Origin of the sequence: Parasphingorhabdus marina DSM 22363 (assembly GCF_900128895.1) — a bacterium.
Classification (GTDB): Bacteria; Pseudomonadota; Alphaproteobacteria; order Sphingomonadales; family Sphingomonadaceae; genus Parasphingorhabdus; species Parasphingorhabdus marina.
Genome location: NZ_FSQW01000002.1, coordinates 816,428 through 832,995 on the forward strand (window position 1 = coordinate 816,428; position 16,568 = coordinate 832,995).

The 16,568-nt window shown below is 57.1% G+C and carries 17 protein-coding genes; 11 read left to right on the forward strand and 6 right to left on the reverse strand.

The genetic code is table 11. The features are described 5' to 3' along the window. Positions 1–128 precede the first annotated feature (128 nt). The 4 genes from BUQ90_RS13580 (at position 129) to BUQ90_RS13595 (ending at position 3,546) form a co-directional block, all read left to right on the forward strand. Positions 129–449 carry an endonuclease domain-containing protein gene (locus tag BUQ90_RS13580; RefSeq protein ID WP_239447437.1) on the forward strand — a complete coding sequence of 107 codons (321 nt, stop codon included), beginning with the start codon at positions 129–131 and terminating at the stop codon, positions 447–449. After that, complete coding sequence (gene trpA, locus BUQ90_RS13585; protein ID WP_074205694.1) at positions 446–1,234, forward strand: tryptophan synthase subunit alpha; 789 nt, start codon at positions 446–448, stop codon at positions 1,232–1,234. Before BUQ90_RS13580 ends, trpA begins: the two co-directional genes overlap by 4 nt. Positions 1,235–1,253: 19 nt before the next feature. Next, a complete protein-coding gene (gene accD, locus BUQ90_RS13590) occupies positions 1,254–2,108 on the forward strand; it encodes an acetyl-CoA carboxylase, carboxyltransferase subunit beta (RefSeq protein WP_074205695.1) in 855 nt (284 codons plus the stop codon). Between the two features lie 115 nt (positions 2,109–2,223). Beyond that, on the forward strand, positions 2,224–3,546 hold the full coding sequence (locus tag BUQ90_RS13595; RefSeq protein ID WP_074205696.1) for a bifunctional folylpolyglutamate synthase/dihydrofolate synthase: 1,323 nt from the start codon (positions 2,224–2,226) through the stop codon (positions 3,544–3,546). Here the strand turns inward: BUQ90_RS13595 and BUQ90_RS13600 are convergent. From BUQ90_RS13600 to BUQ90_RS13610, 3 genes are all read right to left on the reverse strand, one after another. Continuing rightward, entirely contained in the window at positions 3,543–4,238 is a 696-nt protein-coding gene (locus BUQ90_RS13600; protein ID WP_159437115.1) for a hypothetical protein, read from the reverse strand. The two genes, BUQ90_RS13595 and BUQ90_RS13600, sit on opposite strands and share 4 nt — an antisense overlap. A 177-nt stretch (positions 4,239–4,415) precedes the next feature. Continuing rightward, positions 4,416–6,122, reverse strand: coding sequence for an AmpG family muropeptide MFS transporter (locus BUQ90_RS13605; protein ID WP_420812020.1), 1,707 nt, complete (start codon positions 6,120–6,122; stop codon positions 4,416–4,418). 78 nt (positions 6,123–6,200) lie between these two features. Beyond that, a complete protein-coding gene (locus BUQ90_RS13610; protein WP_074205699.1) occupies positions 6,201–6,998 on the reverse strand; it encodes a DUF1223 domain-containing protein in 798 nt (265 codons plus the stop codon). A 95-nt stretch (positions 6,999–7,093) separates the two neighbouring features. Between BUQ90_RS13610 and BUQ90_RS13615 the strand changes: the two genes are divergently transcribed. Both BUQ90_RS13615 and rsmD read left to right on the forward strand, forming a co-directional pair. Beyond that, the gene (locus tag BUQ90_RS13615) at positions 7,094–7,909 is read left to right on the forward strand and encodes a pseudouridine synthase (protein ID WP_084192708.1); all 816 of its coding nucleotides are present in this window, start codon (positions 7,094–7,096) and stop codon (positions 7,907–7,909) included. Continuing rightward, entirely contained in the window at positions 7,909–8,466 is a 558-nt protein-coding gene (gene rsmD, locus BUQ90_RS13620; protein WP_074205700.1) for a 16S rRNA (guanine(966)-N(2))-methyltransferase RsmD, read from the forward strand. The genes BUQ90_RS13615 and rsmD overlap by 1 nt, the downstream gene beginning before the upstream one ends. A 9-nt stretch (positions 8,467–8,475) precedes the next feature. Here rsmD and BUQ90_RS17930 read toward each other — a convergent pair whose 3' ends face one another. Next, entirely contained in the window at positions 8,476–8,601 is a 126-nt protein-coding gene (locus tag BUQ90_RS17930; RefSeq protein ID WP_275425816.1) for a hypothetical protein, read from the reverse strand. 102 nt (positions 8,602–8,703) lie between these two features. Then, complete coding sequence (locus BUQ90_RS13625; RefSeq protein ID WP_074205701.1) at positions 8,704–9,111, reverse strand: cupredoxin domain-containing protein; 408 nt, start codon at positions 9,109–9,111, stop codon at positions 8,704–8,706. A gap of 135 nt (positions 9,112–9,246) precedes the next feature. Here BUQ90_RS13625 and BUQ90_RS13630 point away from each other — a divergent pair, with 135 nt between their 5' ends. Next, on the forward strand, positions 9,247–11,547 hold the full coding sequence (locus tag BUQ90_RS13630) for an ATP-dependent helicase (protein WP_074205702.1): 2,301 nt from the start codon (positions 9,247–9,249) through the stop codon (positions 11,545–11,547). Between the two features lie 61 nt (positions 11,548–11,608). On the opposite strand, the gene BUQ90_RS13635 is transcribed toward BUQ90_RS13630, so the two are convergent. Next, positions 11,609–12,040: a hypothetical protein gene (locus BUQ90_RS13635; RefSeq protein ID WP_074205703.1), complete on the reverse strand. Its 432-nt coding sequence runs from the start codon at positions 12,038–12,040 to the stop codon at positions 11,609–11,611. A 224-nt stretch (positions 12,041–12,264) separates the two neighbouring features. Here BUQ90_RS13635 and BUQ90_RS13640 point away from each other — a divergent pair, with 224 nt between their 5' ends. The 4 genes from BUQ90_RS13640 to BUQ90_RS13655 all read left to right on the forward strand — a co-directional run bounded on the left by BUQ90_RS13640 (position 12,265) and on the right by BUQ90_RS13655 (position 16,564). Further along, the gene (locus BUQ90_RS13640) at positions 12,265–12,660 is read left to right on the forward strand and encodes a hypothetical protein (protein WP_074205704.1); all 396 of its coding nucleotides are present in this window, start codon (positions 12,265–12,267) and stop codon (positions 12,658–12,660) included. A 12-nt stretch (positions 12,661–12,672) separates the two neighbouring features. Then, entirely contained in the window at positions 12,673–13,077 is a 405-nt protein-coding gene (locus BUQ90_RS13645) for a GFA family protein (RefSeq protein ID WP_074205705.1), read from the forward strand. Positions 13,078–13,256: 179 nt separating this feature from the next. Then, entirely contained in the window at positions 13,257–15,515 is a 2,259-nt protein-coding gene (locus BUQ90_RS13650; protein WP_074205706.1) for a TonB-dependent hemoglobin/transferrin/lactoferrin family receptor, read from the forward strand. A gap of 23 nt (positions 15,516–15,538) precedes the next feature. Further along, the gene (locus BUQ90_RS13655; protein ID WP_074205707.1) at positions 15,539–16,564 is read left to right on the forward strand and encodes a DUF6607 family protein; all 1,026 of its coding nucleotides are present in this window, start codon (positions 15,539–15,541) and stop codon (positions 16,562–16,564) included. Positions 16,565–16,568: the final 4 nt, after the last annotated feature.

The window sequence follows — 16,568 nt, forward strand, 5'->3', positions numbered from 1 at the left end:
ATGTTTCTGCCAAAAGCCCTCTCCCCTTCAGGGGAGAGGGTTGGGAGAGGGGAACACCCATGCGTGATTCCCGTTTGCTGGAATTTGCGCGGCGGTCTCGACGCGAAATGACCGAACCGGAAACACGCATGTGGCTGGAACTGCGTGCCAAACGCTTTCACGGCATTAAGTTTCGCAAGCAAAAGGTGATCGGAAAGTATATCGCTGATTTTTCAGCCCGGGATCCCATGCTGGTAATTGAAATTGACGGAGACAGTCATGGCGTGCAGCGGGAATATGAAGAGCGGCGAACGCGATATCTGGAAGGTCAGGGATATCGGGTTGTTCGTTTTACAAATGAGGAAGTTATGACGAATTTGGATGGTGTTTTGCAGAGACTGGGGGAAATAGTTTGCGACATGAATCCCCCTCTCCCAACCCTCTCCCCTGAAGGGGAGAGGGCTCTATGACCCGCCTCTCCTCTGCTTTTCCCTCAGACCGTGCTGCGCTCGTCGCTTTTGTCACCGGTGGCGATCCCTCGCCAGCTGACACAGCCACCATCCTCGACGCTCTCGTCGAAGGCGGCGCGGATATCATAGAACTCGGCATGCCTTTCACCGATCCGATGGCGGATGGCCCATCCATTCAGGAAGCGAATATTCGCAGTCTGGGTGCAGGCACGAAAACAGCAGATATTTTCGCCATCGCCCAAGCGTTCCGGGAGCGGCATCCCGACACACCGCTGGTGCTGATGGGCTATGCCAATCCGATGACGATCCGCGGGGCGGACTGGTTTGCCGAACAGTGCAAGGCCGCCGGTGTGGATGGTGTGATCTGTGTCGATATTCCGACGGAGGAAGATGACAGTCTCGGCCCTGCCCTGCGCGCGCAGGATATTGCGACCATCCGTCTCGCCACACCCACCACGGATGACGCCCGCCTGCCCGCCGTGCTCGATAACGCCACCGGGTTTCTCTATTATGTCTCGGTCGCGGGAATTACCGGCCAGCAGCAGGCCGCGCAGGACAGCATTGCGGCCGCCGTCGCCAAGTTGAAGGCCCAGACCGATCTGCCCGTCGCGGTTGGCTTTGGCGTGCGGACGCCCGAACAGGCCGCCGATATCGCCCGTGTCGCCGATGGTGTGGTTGTTGGATCGGCCATTGTCGAGATTGTCGGGGAGCATGGCAAAGCGGCCGGACCGCATGTTCGGGACTATGTCAAATCGCTTTCCGATGCTATCAGAAGCGCACGCTGAAATTTTGGGGAACTGAACCATGTCCTGGCTGAGCAACGTCCGCAACAAGATCGCTTCGATGACGAAGAAGGAGACCCCGGACAATCTCTGGCACAAGTGCAAGAAATGCGAAGCGATGGTGTTCCTCAAGGAATATGAGGAAAACCTCCATATCTGCCCGAGATGCGATCATCATGGCCGGATCGGGCCGATGCTGCGCTTTGAACAGATCATGGACGAGAATAGCTGGAAGATCATCCCGTTCACTGCGGTCAAGGAAGATCCGCTCAAGTTCAAGGATCAGAAGAAATATACCGACCGGCTGAAGGCCGCGCGCCAGAAAACCGAGGAGCAGGATGCCCTGATCACGGTGTTCGGCACGATCGAGGAACAGCCCTGCGTGGTCGGGGTGCAGGATTTTGCCTTCATGGGCGGTTCGATGGGCCTCGCCGTGGGTCAGGCCTTTGTCGATGGCGCCAACCGGGCGCTGGAAGAGCAATGCCCCTACATCATTTTCACCGCTGCCGGCGGCGCCCGGATGCAGGAGGGCATCCTGTCCCTGATGCAGATGCCCAAGACAACGGTCGCGATTTCGATGCTGCGCGAGGCCGGTCTGCCCTTCATTGTGGTGCTGACTGATCCGACCACCGGCGGGGTTACGGCCAGCTATGCGATGCTGGGTGATATCCAGATTTCCGAACCTAGCGCCCTGATCGGTTTCGCCGGGCAACGGGTCATCGAGAACACGATCCGCGAAAAGCTGCCGGACAATTTCCAGACGGCAGAATATCTGCTCGAGCACGGGATGATCGACCGGGTTGTCCACCGCAAGGAGATGCGCCACGAGCTCGCGCGGACGATGGACTATCTGATGGCCTGGAAAAGCGCGGCGTAAGTCCCCCTCCCGCTTGCGGGAGGGGCTAGGGGAGGGAGAATCTCTAATGACTGTCGCCTCGCCTTTGGCACTTCACGCCCTCCCCCAACCCCTCCCGCAAGCGGGAGGGGAGTAGATGCCCGACGGCGCAAGCTCGGATCATCCGGCGGTACAGAAACAGCTCGATCGGCTTTCGCTGCTGTCTCCCGGACGGGATATCCTTGGCCTTGAACGCATATCGGCAGTCATGGAGAAGCTGGGCAATCCACAGAACCGGCTACCACCGGTTTTCCATGTTGCCGGTACCAATGGCAAGGGTTCAACCTGCGCATTCCTGCGCGCCGCCATCGAGGCGGAGGGACTGAAATGTCATGTCTATACCAGCCCGCATCTGGTCCGGTTCAATGAACGGATCCGGCTGGCGGGACATTTGATCGCAGACGATTATCTCGCCGAATTGCTGGAGCATGTTCTGGATTCAAGCAGCGATATCGCGCCGAGTTTCTTTGAAACGACAACCGCCGCCGCGCTGCTCGCCTTTGCCGATACGCCAGCGGATGCCTGTATCCTGGAGGTCGGTTTGGGCGGGCGGCTGGATGCGACCAATGTTGTCGAAAACCCGGTCGCAACCGGCATCGCGGCGCTGGGCATCGATCATGAAAGCTTCCTGCTCGCGCCAGAGGAAGGCACGCCGTCTGAACCCATGGTGCGGATCGCCTGGGAAAAGGCCGGCATCGCCAAACCCGGCGTGCCGCTCCTGACCCAGCATTATCCGGAGAAAATGGACGATGTCATCGCAGCTCATTGCGACTCTGTTGGCGCCCTTTATCTGCCGCGCGGCGAGGAATGGCATGCGGCAATATACGAAGCGCAGCTGCATTATCGCGACGCCCATGGCCGGGTGAACCTTCCCCTCCCCGACCTGGTGGGTTCGCATCAGGCGGACAATGCCGCGCTCGCGGTCGCCATGCTGCGTCATCAGGATGCCGTCCAGGTCTCCGAAAGCGCCCTCAAGGCCGGCATGGGCTGGGCGCAATGGCCCGGCCGCATGCATCTGCTGATGTCCGGCCCGCTGACCGGCCTGCTTCCAGGAGATGCAGAAATCTGGGTCGATGGCGGGCACAATGTCAGTGCTGGCCTCGCGCTCGCCAAGCATTTTGCCGATCACGAGGCAGGATCGATCCATCTGGTTATCGGAATGCTGGCAAACAAGAACCCTTCGGCCATCCTGTCGCCGCTGAAGGACAAGCTGGCCAGTGTGACGGTCATTCCCGTTGCCGGTCATGATGCACATCCGGCAAGTGCCTTCAGCGAATTTCGGGGTCAGCTGCGCGAAGCGAGTGATGCGGCAGAGGCGCTGAAAGGTCTGCATGTGGAAGCCAGTGCGACTGTCCTGATTTCAGGCTCGCTCTATCTCGCAGGCGATGTGCTCAAGGCCAATCATCAGGTGCCCGACTAGACGTCCTGTAGCTGATCCAGTTCCTTGTGCGCCCAGGTGACAATCGCCCGGTCATCATCCAGCTGGGCATGGGACATGCGCTTCGCCAGCGTGCACAATTCCGTGAGCTGCTCCTTCGCACGATCATTTTCGCCCATTTGCAGCAGCAGCGCGGCATAATGGCCGCGTGCCTCGATGCCGGAAACTTTCTCGATCACCGCACCGAAGATCTTGTCCGCTTCGTCCAGCTGTCCCAGTTCGGCATGAATGCGCGCTTTCAGAATTTCTCGCTGACCATTTTCCGTGGCCACCGCGACAGGCGCAATCGGTTTGATGATATCGAGAGCTTTGGCCGCTTCGCCCGACTCGAACAGCGCTCGCGCATATTTGACCAGCGTCCGGTCGTCATTGCCATGTGGCTTGGCGATGATCTCCGCGTAGCAGTCTGCCGCTTCCTCAAAGCGCCCGCTGTCGGCCAACGCATCGGCCAGCTGCACATGATTGGTCAGGCTATCGGTCAGCGCCAGCCGTTCGCGGGCCTGCCGGATCTCGCGGTCAGGATCGACCTTTTGGACCGCTTTCTTCTTGGCATAGCGCATGTGCCGGTTGCCGGTCAGATCCGGCAGAATCTCGAGCAGAAAATAAGCCGCGCTGCCGGCAATCGGCAGAAAGATGATCGCCGTGAGCCAGAGCTTGTTGCGCCCGGATTTCATCAGATGCACAACACATAAAATCTGGACCAATATTGTTAAAATGAAATAGGGCATAAAACGCTATTCACCATTACCCAAGCCGCATTCTGTAGTCCATTTTTGAACGGTTCCAGTTACGCCGCCTGCACGTTACATTATCTGGGGTAGCATCTCCCAACTGACTGAAGAAATGCTTGTTTAAACGCCCTCCAAAGCTGTTTGCTCTACTCCTGATTTGCGCCCTTGGCGCGAAATGCGAATCCACTCTATCATACACAAAATAACCGCGACGCCGCCCATTGCGGTGGTCAGCAAGAAAACGGTAAAATATCCCTGTTCCTCTATCATCTGACCCAGAGCGCCGCGCCCCAAGGTTCCGACGAGCAATGTTAGAGAAGACAGCAACGCATATTGGACAGCGCTATATCCCTTTGCAACAATCGATGAGAGATAGGCCACAAAAGCAGCCCCCGCGATACCAACTGCGATATTTTCTCCAGCAATTGCCATCATAAGTTTTGCCAAACGTTCATCTCCGCCCAGATTGGCAACTAACCATGAAAACCCGCTATTGTCGCTCACGACCTGAACGATTTGACCGCCTCGGGCCAAATCCGCATAGAGTAAATTGGTAGCGGCTGCGAGAACAGCTCCAAGTGTCAGCGTCAACATACGTCCCAAGGTGGTCAGCATGTAACCGCCGACAGCCAAACCAAGCATGAGTGCGCCTACACCGAAAAACTTCGAAGCGACAGCCACTTCATCTTTGGTATATTCAAGCTCTCCCAGATAGAATGGGTAGGCAAAACTGCCCCAGATTGAGTCGGTAATTCGATAGGTCAGTACCAAACCCAATATGATGACTAACGCCCAACCGAGGCGACCAACAAAATCCGTAAGCGGCAAAACCAAGGCACGGTACCCATGATCCAAAATTCGTCCAGCCGATGTCTCTGCCGGTAGATCTTGTTCTAGCAGATGTTTTCCGGATCGCTCCTGCCGAACCAACCAGGCAGCGATAAGCGATGGAATTACAACTGTGGCGATCACAACCAGCGGACCGGTGGTGGAAATGAACTCCACGGAGTCTGGTCGCGTTTCCGGGTCACTACCCAGCGAGCGCACCATGAACACGCCCACAGTAATAAGAGCCCAGCCCCAAAGAACTCCAACGACTCCCAGGGCCCAACCTCGAATTCGGGGATGAATCTGCCCCGCTTTTCGGAGGCCATGTTCATCTGCGGCCTCGGCTTCTGTGACATCCGAGACTTCCGCATCAGGTGCCCAAAGTCCGCAGAAACCGACGAAAAGCATGATACCGCCCATTGTGAGATAGACGGTTGGCCAATCGGTTCGCTCCGCCAGAAAAAGGGCCAGTGCACCGCCTACCAAAGCTGCAATCCTGTATCCCATTTGGTAAACTGTTGAGAGCATATCAATCGTCGCGACTTCATCGGCGACATCAACACGCCATGCATCAATGACGACGTCTTGTGTTGCCGATGCAAAAGCTCCGATGCCCGCAAGCAGAGAAAACCAGCCCAATGAGCTGACCGGATCCAGCATTGACAGTACGACAAGTATTGCACCCAGCATTAGTTGGGCAGTGACAATCCACTGCTTTCGCTTGCCCAGTTTTCGCAAGACGGGAACGTCTAGGCGATCCAGTGCGGGAGACCAAAGAAACTTAAACGCGTAAGCCAATCCGATGAGCGAGAAAACGCCCATGGTCTCAAGATCAACCTCTGCATCAGATAACCATGCGTACAACGTGCCGAGCAACAGCGCATAGGGCAAACCTGCAGCAAAACCGAAAATCGTCATGTAGAAAGTTTTCCGGTGCCCAAGGGCAGCAATCACCTTGCGCCAGCCAGGCTTTCCTGCATTTTCTGCCACTTCACTCACACAATAACCCTCCCGAACTACCGGGAGAAACATTAGCGGCTAAAATGCCGATTGCCAGCGGGAACTTGCCGCCTGCCCTCAGATATCGAGGAGCTGGGCGCCAACGATTGCTCCCGCATTCGGGCGCTGGACGATTACGGCATATTTGTCCGCACCGAAGATATTGAGATTTTCTGGCGGTATCGTGAAGCTCACGGATTTGCCGGTCCAGCTTCCCAGCGTCCGTTCGTCCTTGACGACATTCGTATAGTGCAGCTTGCGCCCGCCATTTTCTCCACGGCCGACCTGCACGGTTTCGGAGGAACTGAGAGCGAGCAGCGAAACACGAGCCATATATTCCGACTGACCGTTAACGGTGATGGTCCATTCTCCGGCCTTGTTGCGCTCGGTGCGGATTTCCGGACCGGGAATGCGCTTGGCCAGTCGGACCAGCGACCGCACATTGCTCTCGCGTGATCCCACGGCACCGCCGCCGCCGTTTATGACCATTTGCGGCGTATAGACACCCGATCCAGCCTGCCCCTTGGCGGCATAGCTCCGCTGCAACCGGGTATTGTCTTCCCGGGCCAGCGTATCTTTCCAGCCGAGGCGGTCCCAATAGGTTACGGGCCGCGAAATCACCAGCAGGGAGCTGTCTTTTGCCAGTCGGGAAGCCAGCATATCTGCGGGGGGACAGGACGAGCATCCCTGGCTGGTGAAAAGTTCGATGACGACAGGATTGGAGGATTGGGAGACGTCGCCATTCGAATTCGCGGGTGTCGCACCCTGGGAGAAAGCCGCCGTTTCCACTTGCGCGGAAGTCTGGCCTGCCTGAAATCCGAAAAAGCCCGCAACTGCAGCACCTGCAATCAGCGAAGGCAATATAAGTTCACGCATGTTTCTTTCTCCAACGGGGTACTGCCCGGTCATTCGCGCTGTCTGCCACAAAGGTTACGATTGCAGCGCAAATAAATTTCGGCCATGCGGGCGGTATGAATGACCGCCCACCCAAAAAAATCTACCGCGCCAAACCGACCCGGCGCGCGAAGGCACCGGCGAAACCGTCCCCCGCGCCGGATCCGAATGTCCGCGAGGGGCAGCGGATTGCCAAATTGCTGGCCCGCGCCGGCGTGGCGTCACGGCGTGAAATTGAGCGGATGATTGAAGCGGGACGCATCGCTCTCAATGGCGACCTGGTCGAGCATCCTTCCTTGCTGCTCAAAAATCTTACGGGGATCACAGTAGATGGGCAACCGGTGGCGGAACCCTCGCCTGCCAAGCTGTTCCGGTTCCACAAGCCCAATGGCGTGATCACCGCCGAGCGCGATGCATCCGGCAAGCGCACCATTTACGACGTCCTGCCAAAGGACATGGAACGGATCATGCCAATCGGCCGGCTCGACATGAACACCGAAGGCCTCCTGCTGATGACCACCGATGGCGGGTTCAAGCGGGAAATGGAATTGCCGAAAAACGGCATCGAACGGACCTATCGCGCCCGTACCTTCGGGGATGTCACGCAGAATCAGCTGGAAGAGCTGTACAAGGGCATCACAGTTGAGGGCATGCATTATGGTCCGATCACTGCCAATCTGGAGCGGAGAACGGGGCGTAACCAGTGGATTGAGATGACTCTGACCGAAGGCAAGAACCGTGAAGTCCGCCGGGTACTGGAGCATCTTGGACTCAAGGTCTCGCGCCTGATCCGGACCAGCTATGGTCCGTTCCTGCTCGGAGATCTGGAAAAGGGTGCGATCGAGCCGGTCCGTCGGCACGACCTGGTCAAATTTCGCAAGACGCTGAAATAATGCGGATCATTGCGGGAGACTGGCGCGGACGGAACATCGTGGCCCCAAAGGGTGACACCACACGGCCCACCGCGGACCGCACGCGCGAGCGGCTATTTTCAATGCTGACCAGTCGTCTGGGCGACTTTGCAGATCTGCAGGTGCTGGATCTGTTTTCAGGTTCGGGTGCGCTGGGGCTGGAGGCCCTGTCACGCGGCGCGGCGCATTGCACATTTGTCGAACAGGACCGGGAAGCGCTAGCCGCTTTGGAAAAGAACATCACAACACTTGATGCCGCGACCAGGTCGGACGTCCGGATCGGATCGGTGCTGGCGCTCGGACCGGCCCGTCAGGCCTATGACCTCGTCCTGATGGACCCGCCCTATCAGACGGGTGCAGCCTCGGTCGCACTCGACAAGCTGGGTCGGCTCGGCTGGTTCGCACCATCAGCATGGATCGCGATCGAAACGTCGCGGCGCGAGGATGTTGCGGTCAAGGGATTTTTAACGGATGTGGTGCGTGACAGCGGAAAAGCGCGGCTCACGCTTGTCCGCCCGGAAAGTCGACAGAAAAGCTAGGCGATCGAATTAGCCGCCCATCATCGTCATAAGCGATGCCGTTTCGACGTGATTATTCTGCATCGCGCTGAACGCGGCCGTAGACGCCATCATCAGCGTCGCGATAATCGCACTTGTTGTCAGTCGTTTGCTCATGGGGGAACCTCAACAATTCAAATTTCTTCCTTGCCTGATAAATGGTGCATCGCAACAAAGATTACAACCTGCCCTTTGGGTCATGTCCATTTTGCCAGTCTGTCACCGCACGACAATTTGCCCCTTCATGCCAAATCCGCTGTGCAGAAAACGTGAGCAATTCAGCTTGTAGGTCGCCGCTGCGCCGGTTTTTAGCCGAATCTTGACGGTTTCGCCACCGGACAGTTCGACGCGACCTTTCCTGATCAGGCCACTGTCCTCCGGATGGATGCTCGCGGCATCAAAAAAGTCTCGCGCGCTGAAATTGTGACCACCGGATGCAGAATTCTTCAATTCCAGGACATAGTCCTTGCCACTTTCAAATTCGACGAGTTCCGGCGTAAATGCATAGCTGGTCAGTTCCACGGGCACCGACTCCGCATCGGCTGCCAAAGTGTCACTGGCGAGAATGGGGACAGCTGCCAATACAAGGCAAACAGCAAAAAAACTGGTCAGGTCGCTTCGAAACATGTTTCATCTCCGTACAGCCCCCTGCTTGATTGGCGTCGTGCTATTGCAGAACAACGGCGCCGAGATTTGCGATAAGGCAATCATGCCATATTCTTTCCCTTGTCGCACGCTTATTTGTTCCCTAATCGTTCACCCATGACCGAACCTGTCAACACACCGCCGGAAGCCGATCCGCCCTATGTTCAGGGCCTGAACGCGCCGCAGCGGGATGCCGTGCTGACCACCGAAGGTCCGGTGCTGGTTCTGGCGGGTGCCGGGACCGGAAAAACCGCCGCCCTCACCCGTCGGCTGGCGCATATCGTCTATTCGCGAAAGGCCTGGCCCAGCGAAATTCTCGCGGTGACTTTTACCAACAAGGCGGCGCGCGAAATGAAGGAACGCATCGCCGCGATCGTCGGCGAAGCGTTTGAAGGCATGCCCTGGCTCGGCACATTTCACAGCATCGGCGCCAAGATGTTGCGGAGGCATGCCGAACTGGTCGGGCTGCAGAGCAATTTTACGATTCTCGACACCGATGATCAGCTGCGCCTGCTGAAACAGCTGATCCAGGCCGCAGAGCTGGACGAGAAGCGCTGGCCGCCAAGGATGCTCGCCGGGCTGATTGACCAGTGGAAAAATCGCGGACTCAATCCGCAGGATCTCGATGCGAACGAGAATGAGCGCTACGCCAATGGTCGTGGTCAGGAATTTTACGCTCAATATCAGGATCGATTGAAGGCCCTCAATGCCTGCGACTTCGGGGATTTGCTGCTGCATATCCTGAATTTGCTGAAGACCGATCGGGACATTCTTCGACAATATCAGGAGCGGTTCAAATATATATTGGTCGACGAGTATCAGGATACCAATTCCAGTCAGTATCTCTGGCTGCGGCTACTCGCCCAGGAACGCAAGAATATCTGCTGCGTTGGCGATGATGACCAGTCCATCTATTCCTGGCGCGGGGCGGAAGTCGCCAATATCCTGCGGTTCGAGAAGGATTTTCCCGAAGCCAAGGTCGTGAAATTGGAGCAGAATTACCGGTCCACGCCACATATTCTGGCCGCCGCATCGGGTTTGATCAACCACAATAGCGGCCGCCTGGGAAAGACGCTGTGGACCGAAGAAGAAGACGGCGAGAAAGTCCAGATTGTCGGGGTCTGGGACGGGCCCGAAGAAGCGCGGCGCACCGGCGATGAAATTGAAGCGCTGCAGCAGCTGAAACAGGTATCGCTGAACGATGTTGCAATACTCGTTCGCGCCCAGTTCCAGACCCGCGAGTTTGAAGACCGGTTCATCGCGATCGGCATGCCATACAAGATTATCGGCGGATTTCGCTTCTACGAACGTGCAGAAATCCGCGATGCCCTTGCCTATTTGCGCGTGATTGCGCAGCCGGCGGATGATCTCGCCTTTGAGCGGATCGTCAACACGCCCAAGCGCGGTCTTGGGGATAAAACTTTGGAAAAAATTCACCGCCTCGCCCGCGCCCAAGGCATTCCACTGGCTGCGGCAGCATTGAATATCTGCGATACTGACGAACTGGGTGCACGGGCGCGATCCACATTGCTGGAGCTGATGAAGAGTTTTGGACGCTGGCGGGCCAGTGCCGACGAACTGCCGCATGCCGAACTGGCGCGGATCGTACTCGACGAATGCGGCTATACCGGCATGCTCCAGGCGGACCGGACGACCGAAGCGGCCGGACGGCTGGAAAACCTCACCGAGCTTACCCGCGCGATGGAAGAATATGAAACGCTGGGAGATTTTCTCGAGCATGTTTCGCTGGTGATGGACAATGATGCGGCGGATGATGACGAGAAGGTCACCATCATGACCATGCATGGCGCCAAGGGTCTGGAATATGATCATGTTTTTTGTGCCGGCTGGGAAGAAGGCGTGTTTCCCTCCCAGCGCAGCCTGGACGAAGGCGGAATTGCCAGTCTCGAGGAAGAACGCCGGCTGGCCTATGTCGCGATTACGCGGGCAAAGAAAAAATGTACCATCTTCCACGCCGCCAACCGGCGCATCTACGGCCAGTGGACCAGCAGCATTCCCTCCCGCTTCATCGGAGAATTGCCGGAAGACCATATCGAGCAGGAAAGCAGCATGAGCGGCGGGGAAAGCCTTTGGCGGGCGAACTGGAGCGAGAATAGCGATCCGTTTGCCCATCTCGCCGCAGCTAACGCCACGCGCGCCGGACAGCGTGGACCGGGCTGGAAACGCGCCAGTTCCAGCGGCAGTTTTTCAACCAAACCGCAAAATATCAGGGAAGCCCGGCGCAGCGCAGTATCAATGGGCAACAAGGGACGTGACGACATCGCCATCGGCCAGCGGATCTTCCACACCAAATTCGGCTATGGCGAAGTCATGGACAAGGAAGGCAACAAACTGGAAATCGCCTTTGAAAAAGCGGGCAGCAAGCGGGTGCTCGACTCCTTTGTCGAGATCGTCTGATCGCTATCCGCCCAACGCCGACCGCTCGACGATCACCAGCATGCAGTTGCGCGAACCGGGCTTAGTTGCCCGTCCTGTTGCGCAGATCATTCGCCACTTCGCGTTCGTTTTCGCGGCTGATCTCCTGCCACTGTTTTTCGGTCCGACAGACCCGCTGGGGGATACGGGATCCGACTTCCTTGACGTTGCGACAGCTTATGTTGGAAAGATCCTTCGCGCTGTCCATCCCCATCTGTTTCTGCAGTTTTTCCTGGGTCCCGCAAATCCGCACCGGTTCACTGGATCCCTTTTTGTTGACGAACAGACAGCGCAGATTTGCGATGTCACCACCCGCCTGGGCCCGAATGGATTCCCATTGTGCGGCATTGGCGCATAACTCCGTGGATCCGGATCCGTCCGCCTGCGGTATCATTTTGCAATCCATGCCGTCGCCGGACTGGGCTGCGTTCACGCTGGTTCCCGCCAGCAATCCTGCCATTATTACCGAAATCATGTGTTTCTCCCTCCGCATTCGGGTTGAGTTATCCTGGTAACACACCGATGAAACCTATTCCAATCCGCGTCGATGAACGCACGTCACGGGTCTGCCAATTACAATTGGGAATATCGGTGGCAGCCCAGCATACTGTTGAATTGAAACGTCTTTCCCTCGACCCGAATTCCGGGCATAAAGTTGCTGGTGCGAAATTCCGTCGGTCACCATGGAGGCACGATCAGATGAAGAAGCTGCTGACCAGTTTGAACAATTATTTCAAATATACGCGCAAGGAATATGAGGCGTCCATCAACGCGCTCAACATTTTTTTCGGCGCCGTGATTGGTATCAGTCTGGGCGGAATCGGTGATATCCCGACTCTCGACTATGTTCTGCTTCTGGTTGTCACGGCGACCGCGGTAACCTCGATCTTGTTCGTCACCTACTCCGAACGTCAATATTGGAGCATATTGCTGGTTGGCCTTGTCCTTTTTGCCATGTGGTCCATGAATAACGGCGATGATCGCGTGATGGAACTCCCACCGAAGTTATTGCCAACCCTGGCTGTATGGGCAGCAATGGCCATTTCCACCGAATTTTCCAGTATCACCGGCGAGAAAAAATCGGACGAAAGTTGAAGGAGGGTTGCAATGCAAGCACAATGCCAATGCGGGCAATTGACGGTCCGGTTGCCAGGACCGAGCCCCGCTATCGTTGCGTGCCATTGTATCGATTGCCAACGTCGTTCGGGATCTCCTTTCGGCGTCGCTGTCTATCATCCCACCGAAAACCTCCAAATCACCGGTCAATCAAAGCAATATGTCCGCGAGACAGCATCTGGTGGCGAATTCAGAACAGATTTCTGCCCCCAATGCGGATCAACCGTCTTGATGAGCGGCGACAAGAATCCGGGTCTTACCGGCATTCCCGTGGGCGCAATTGCGGACCCCGATTTCCCACCGCCGGTGCGATCTGTATGGGAAGAGTCCATGCACGAATGGGTCACGATTGAAACCGCGCTCGAGCATTTTGATCAGGGCCGACCAAAAACTTGATCATTTGGGGCCCGGCCATTTTTGAGGCCGATGCCCAACAAGCTTTCCCTTTTTAATCAGTGTCTTTCCCCAATGTGCGTCGTCGGTTTCAACAAACCGATTGACAGTCTTTGCTTCATTGACCTATTTGCTTTTGCGAGTCATTTGCATTATCAATAAGACTCAGAGGGAAATTCAATATGAAGAAAAACATGCGCTTCTGCGCAGGGGTTTGTGCGTCCAGCCTTGTGGCACTCTTGCATTCTGAAGCTGCGCTGGCCGCAGCAGATGAGGCGGTCGTCGAGGACTCCAATGTCATCATCGTCACCGCCACCCGGTCTCCGATCGAATTGAAAGACGCGCCGGCTACGGTCACCGTCATTGACAGCGAACAGATTGCCGATGAGCTGGCCACAGATGTCCGGGATATTGTCCGGTTCGAACCAGGCGTGACCGTGCGCAGAGCCCCTGCCCGCTTTGGTGCCGCTCTCGGAACCACAGGTCGGGCCGGCAACGAGGATTTCAATATCCGGGGCATCGGCGGTAACCGCGTGCTCATCCAGGTTGACGGAATCCGGACACCGCAGGGATTTTCCTTTGGCGCTCAGGAGGTCGGACGCGGCGGTTCCACCGATGTCGGACTGGTCAAATCGATCGAAATTCTCCGTGGCCCGGCTTCGGCGCTCTATGGCAGTGACGGTTTGTCAGGCGCGGTCAGCTTCACCACTTCGGATCCCTCAGACCTGCTGGAAGGGTCCGACTTCGGCGGATTTGGCAGAGCCCAGTACAGTTCCGCTGATGAAGAATTTTCGGAGACCCTCGCTGTTGCCGGACGGCTGGGCAATATTTCCGCCATGCTGGCCTATTCCCGGCGCGATTTTCAGGAGCTCGACAATCAGGGCACAATTGATACCGAAGACGCGACCCGCACCACGCCCAATCCCCAGGATGGCGAATCCAATGCATTTCTCGGCAAACTGGTATGGGAAAGCGGCAGTCACAAGCTTCGGCTGACGGGGGAATATCTGGAACGGGAAGTCTTTTCCGACATTCTTTCCGGACGGGGGCCGGTTTTCCTTTTCGGTCCTGACCCCAGCTGGAATGTGGACAGCCTTACGGCGCTCGACACCACGGAACGTACGCGGGTCTCTCTGGACTGGACATATGATGCAGGTTCAGACAGCGCCGGTTTCATTAACTACGCCCATCTGGCGGCTTACTGGCAGAACGGCAAGGACCGGCAGTTTGCCGATGAGGACCGTTCTCCGGCTGGTGCGACTCCCCGCCCTGACCGCGAACGGCTGAACACGTTCGACAATGAGGTATACGGCGCCAATGCCGAACTCCGGTCCGGCTTTGAGACCGGCTCGATCAGCCACCGCATCGCCTTTGGCGGTGATATCAGCTGGACCCGGCAAGAAGGCCTCCGCGACGGCGTCGTGCCGCCCTTTGGAGAGGTCTTCCCGAGCCGCGCCTTCCCGGTTACGGACTTCACGCTGGGCGGAGTGTTCCTCGGAGACGAAATCAGTTTTGGTGATGGCGCCGTAACAATTTTCCCGGCCCTGCGGTTCGATTTCTATGACCTTGATCCCACGGATGATCCCTTACTCCCCACCTTTACCGCCGCCGGGCAGGATGGATCGGAGCTGTCGCCGAAACTGGGTATAGTGGCCAAACTGACCGAGGAAGTGCGGTTGTTCGGCAATTATGCCCACGGGTTTCGCGCACCGACGCCAAGCCAGGTCAATAATTTCTTCGAGAACCTGGCCTTTGGCTACACTTCGGCCCCCAACCCTGACCTGCGGCCAGAGAGCAGCGAAAGCGTGGAAGGCGGGATCCGCTATGCCACTGATGAAATCTTCCTGTCCCTGACCGGTTTTTACGCGGACTATGATGATTTCATCAGCCAAGAGGATGTCAGCGGATCCGGGACAGCTGTCGACCCCACGGTGTTTCAGTTTGTCAATCTGTCCAGCGCCAAGGTGCATGGCTTTGAAGTGAAGGCCACCTATGAAGCAGAAAGCGGCTTCCGAGCTCGATTTGCATTGGCCTACGCCGATGGAGAGGAACAGACACTTGGCGGCGAGACCATCCCGTTGCAAAGCATCGATCCACTCAACGCGGTTCTGGGTGTTGGATATCGCGATCCGGGTAATCGCTTCGGCGGCGAGTTGATTGCCACTTACAACGCCAGGAAGGAAGCAAACGAAGCCGGAACATGCACCAACCGAGGGATTCCAACAGCCTGTTTCAGGCCTGACGAGTTTTTGATCCTCGACGCGACAGCTTTTTACCGGATCAACGACAATTTTTCCATCCGGGCCGGTCTTTTCAACATCACCAACGAAACCTATGCCTACTGGAACGACGTCCGCGGACTGTCCGATACATCCACCATCACCGAAGCCTTCACCCAGCCGGGACGCAATTTCAGCGTTTCGCTGAGTGCGAGCTTTTGAATCACTTTAACGGGAGAATATCCATGACCACATTCCACCAGATAATCGGCACCGCCCTTTTTGCGATGACCCTGGCAACATCACCCGCTTTGGCAGATGATCCGATTGAGGGTCGCACGGCGCAGCAGGAGCAGGCCAGTTTTGCCGCCGACCGTGCCGATATCTTGGCCATGGCCGGTAACTACAAGGTTACGTTCGACATGCAGGAGACGACGGCCTGGCATGCGGATTATGAGCCGATCAAGGCAAAGATATCCGGCGGCCATGAGAGCGTTCACGTCATCGAGGATACGGGACGCAAGATTGTCCTCCAGCATCTGCTCGTGGTCGGATCCGATGAGGATCCGTTTATCGTCAAGCACTGGCGGCAAGACTGGGAATATGAACCGGAGCAGATACTGGCCTATGCCGGGCCAAACACTTGGGTGCTCAAGGACGTCCCGGAACGCCTGCGCAAAGGCCGCTGGTCGCAGACCGTGTATCAGGTGGATGACAGTCCGCGCTATGCCGGTTGGGGTCAGTGGACGACGACCAATGGTGTGCGGCGGTGGCGCTCCAACTGGACGCAACGCCCCCTCGCTCGCCGTGATGCGACACGCAATCCTGTTTATGACCGCTACAGTGCCATCAACCGTCACCAGCCGATGCCCGGCGGCTGGATCCACTGGCAGGACAATACGAAAATGGGGCTTGTCGAAGGCAAGCTTGTTCCCATCGTGCAGGAGTCGGTGCTGAATACCTACAGGAAATTCGATGGCTACCCGGTCGCTGCCGCTGACCGTTACTGGGAACAGACACAGGGCTACTGGAAGGCGGTTCGGGATGAATGGGATGCGGCTCTGGCCCGGACTGGTGGCATCAGCATCGAGGAAGAAGCCGAAACCGGCACCGTGATCAGCGGCCGGTTGCTCGAAATGGGAACCCGGATTGCCAAGGGCGAGATGTCGGAAAGCGCTGCCATTGCCGAAGCGCGGAACCTGATCCGCACGGGCACTTCCGATGGCTTGGCGAAAACCGCGCAGGTCACGAAAGCGGGAGACGGCTATTGAGGGA

Excerpts from the sequence above, each read along its gene's own strand:
- BUQ90_RS13580 (WP_239447437.1), top strand. The coding sequence starts at position 129 with ATGTGGCTGGAACTGCGTGCCAAACGCTTTCACGGCATTAAGTTTCGC.
- trpA (WP_074205694.1), top strand. The coding sequence starts at position 446 with ATGACCCGCCTCTCCTCTGCTTTTCCCTCAGACCGTGCTGCGCTCGTC.
- accD (WP_074205695.1), top strand. The coding sequence starts at position 1,254 with ATGTCCTGGCTGAGCAACGTCCGCAACAAGATCGCTTCGATGACGAAG.
- BUQ90_RS13595 (WP_074205696.1), top strand. The coding sequence starts at position 2,224 with ATGCCCGACGGCGCAAGCTCGGATCATCCGGCGGTACAGAAACAGCTC.
- BUQ90_RS13600 (WP_159437115.1), bottom strand. The coding sequence starts at position 4,238 with ATGAAATCCGGGCGCAACAAGCTCTGGCTCACGGCGATCATCTTTCTG.
- BUQ90_RS13610 (WP_074205699.1), bottom strand. The coding sequence starts at position 6,998 with ATGCGTGAACTTATATTGCCTTCGCTGATTGCAGGTGCTGCAGTTGCG.
- BUQ90_RS13615 (WP_084192708.1), top strand. The coding sequence starts at position 7,094 with ATGAATGACCGCCCACCCAAAAAAATCTACCGCGCCAAACCGACCCGG.
- rsmD (WP_074205700.1), top strand. The coding sequence starts at position 7,909 with ATGCGGATCATTGCGGGAGACTGGCGCGGACGGAACATCGTGGCCCCA.
- BUQ90_RS17930 (WP_275425816.1), bottom strand. The coding sequence starts at position 8,601 with ATGAGCAAACGACTGACAACAAGTGCGATTATCGCGACGCTGATGATG.
- BUQ90_RS13625 (WP_074205701.1), bottom strand. The coding sequence starts at position 9,111 with ATGTTTCGAAGCGACCTGACCAGTTTTTTTGCTGTTTGCCTTGTATTG.
- BUQ90_RS13630 (WP_074205702.1), top strand. The coding sequence starts at position 9,247 with ATGACCGAACCTGTCAACACACCGCCGGAAGCCGATCCGCCCTATGTT.
- BUQ90_RS13635 (WP_074205703.1), bottom strand. The coding sequence starts at position 12,040 with ATGATTTCGGTAATAATGGCAGGATTGCTGGCGGGAACCAGCGTGAAC.
- BUQ90_RS13640 (WP_074205704.1), top strand. The coding sequence starts at position 12,265 with ATGAAGAAGCTGCTGACCAGTTTGAACAATTATTTCAAATATACGCGC.
- BUQ90_RS13645 (WP_074205705.1), top strand. The coding sequence starts at position 12,673 with ATGCAAGCACAATGCCAATGCGGGCAATTGACGGTCCGGTTGCCAGGA.
- BUQ90_RS13650 (WP_074205706.1), top strand. The coding sequence starts at position 13,257 with ATGAAGAAAAACATGCGCTTCTGCGCAGGGGTTTGTGCGTCCAGCCTT.
- BUQ90_RS13655 (WP_074205707.1), top strand. The coding sequence starts at position 15,539 with ATGACCACATTCCACCAGATAATCGGCACCGCCCTTTTTGCGATGACC.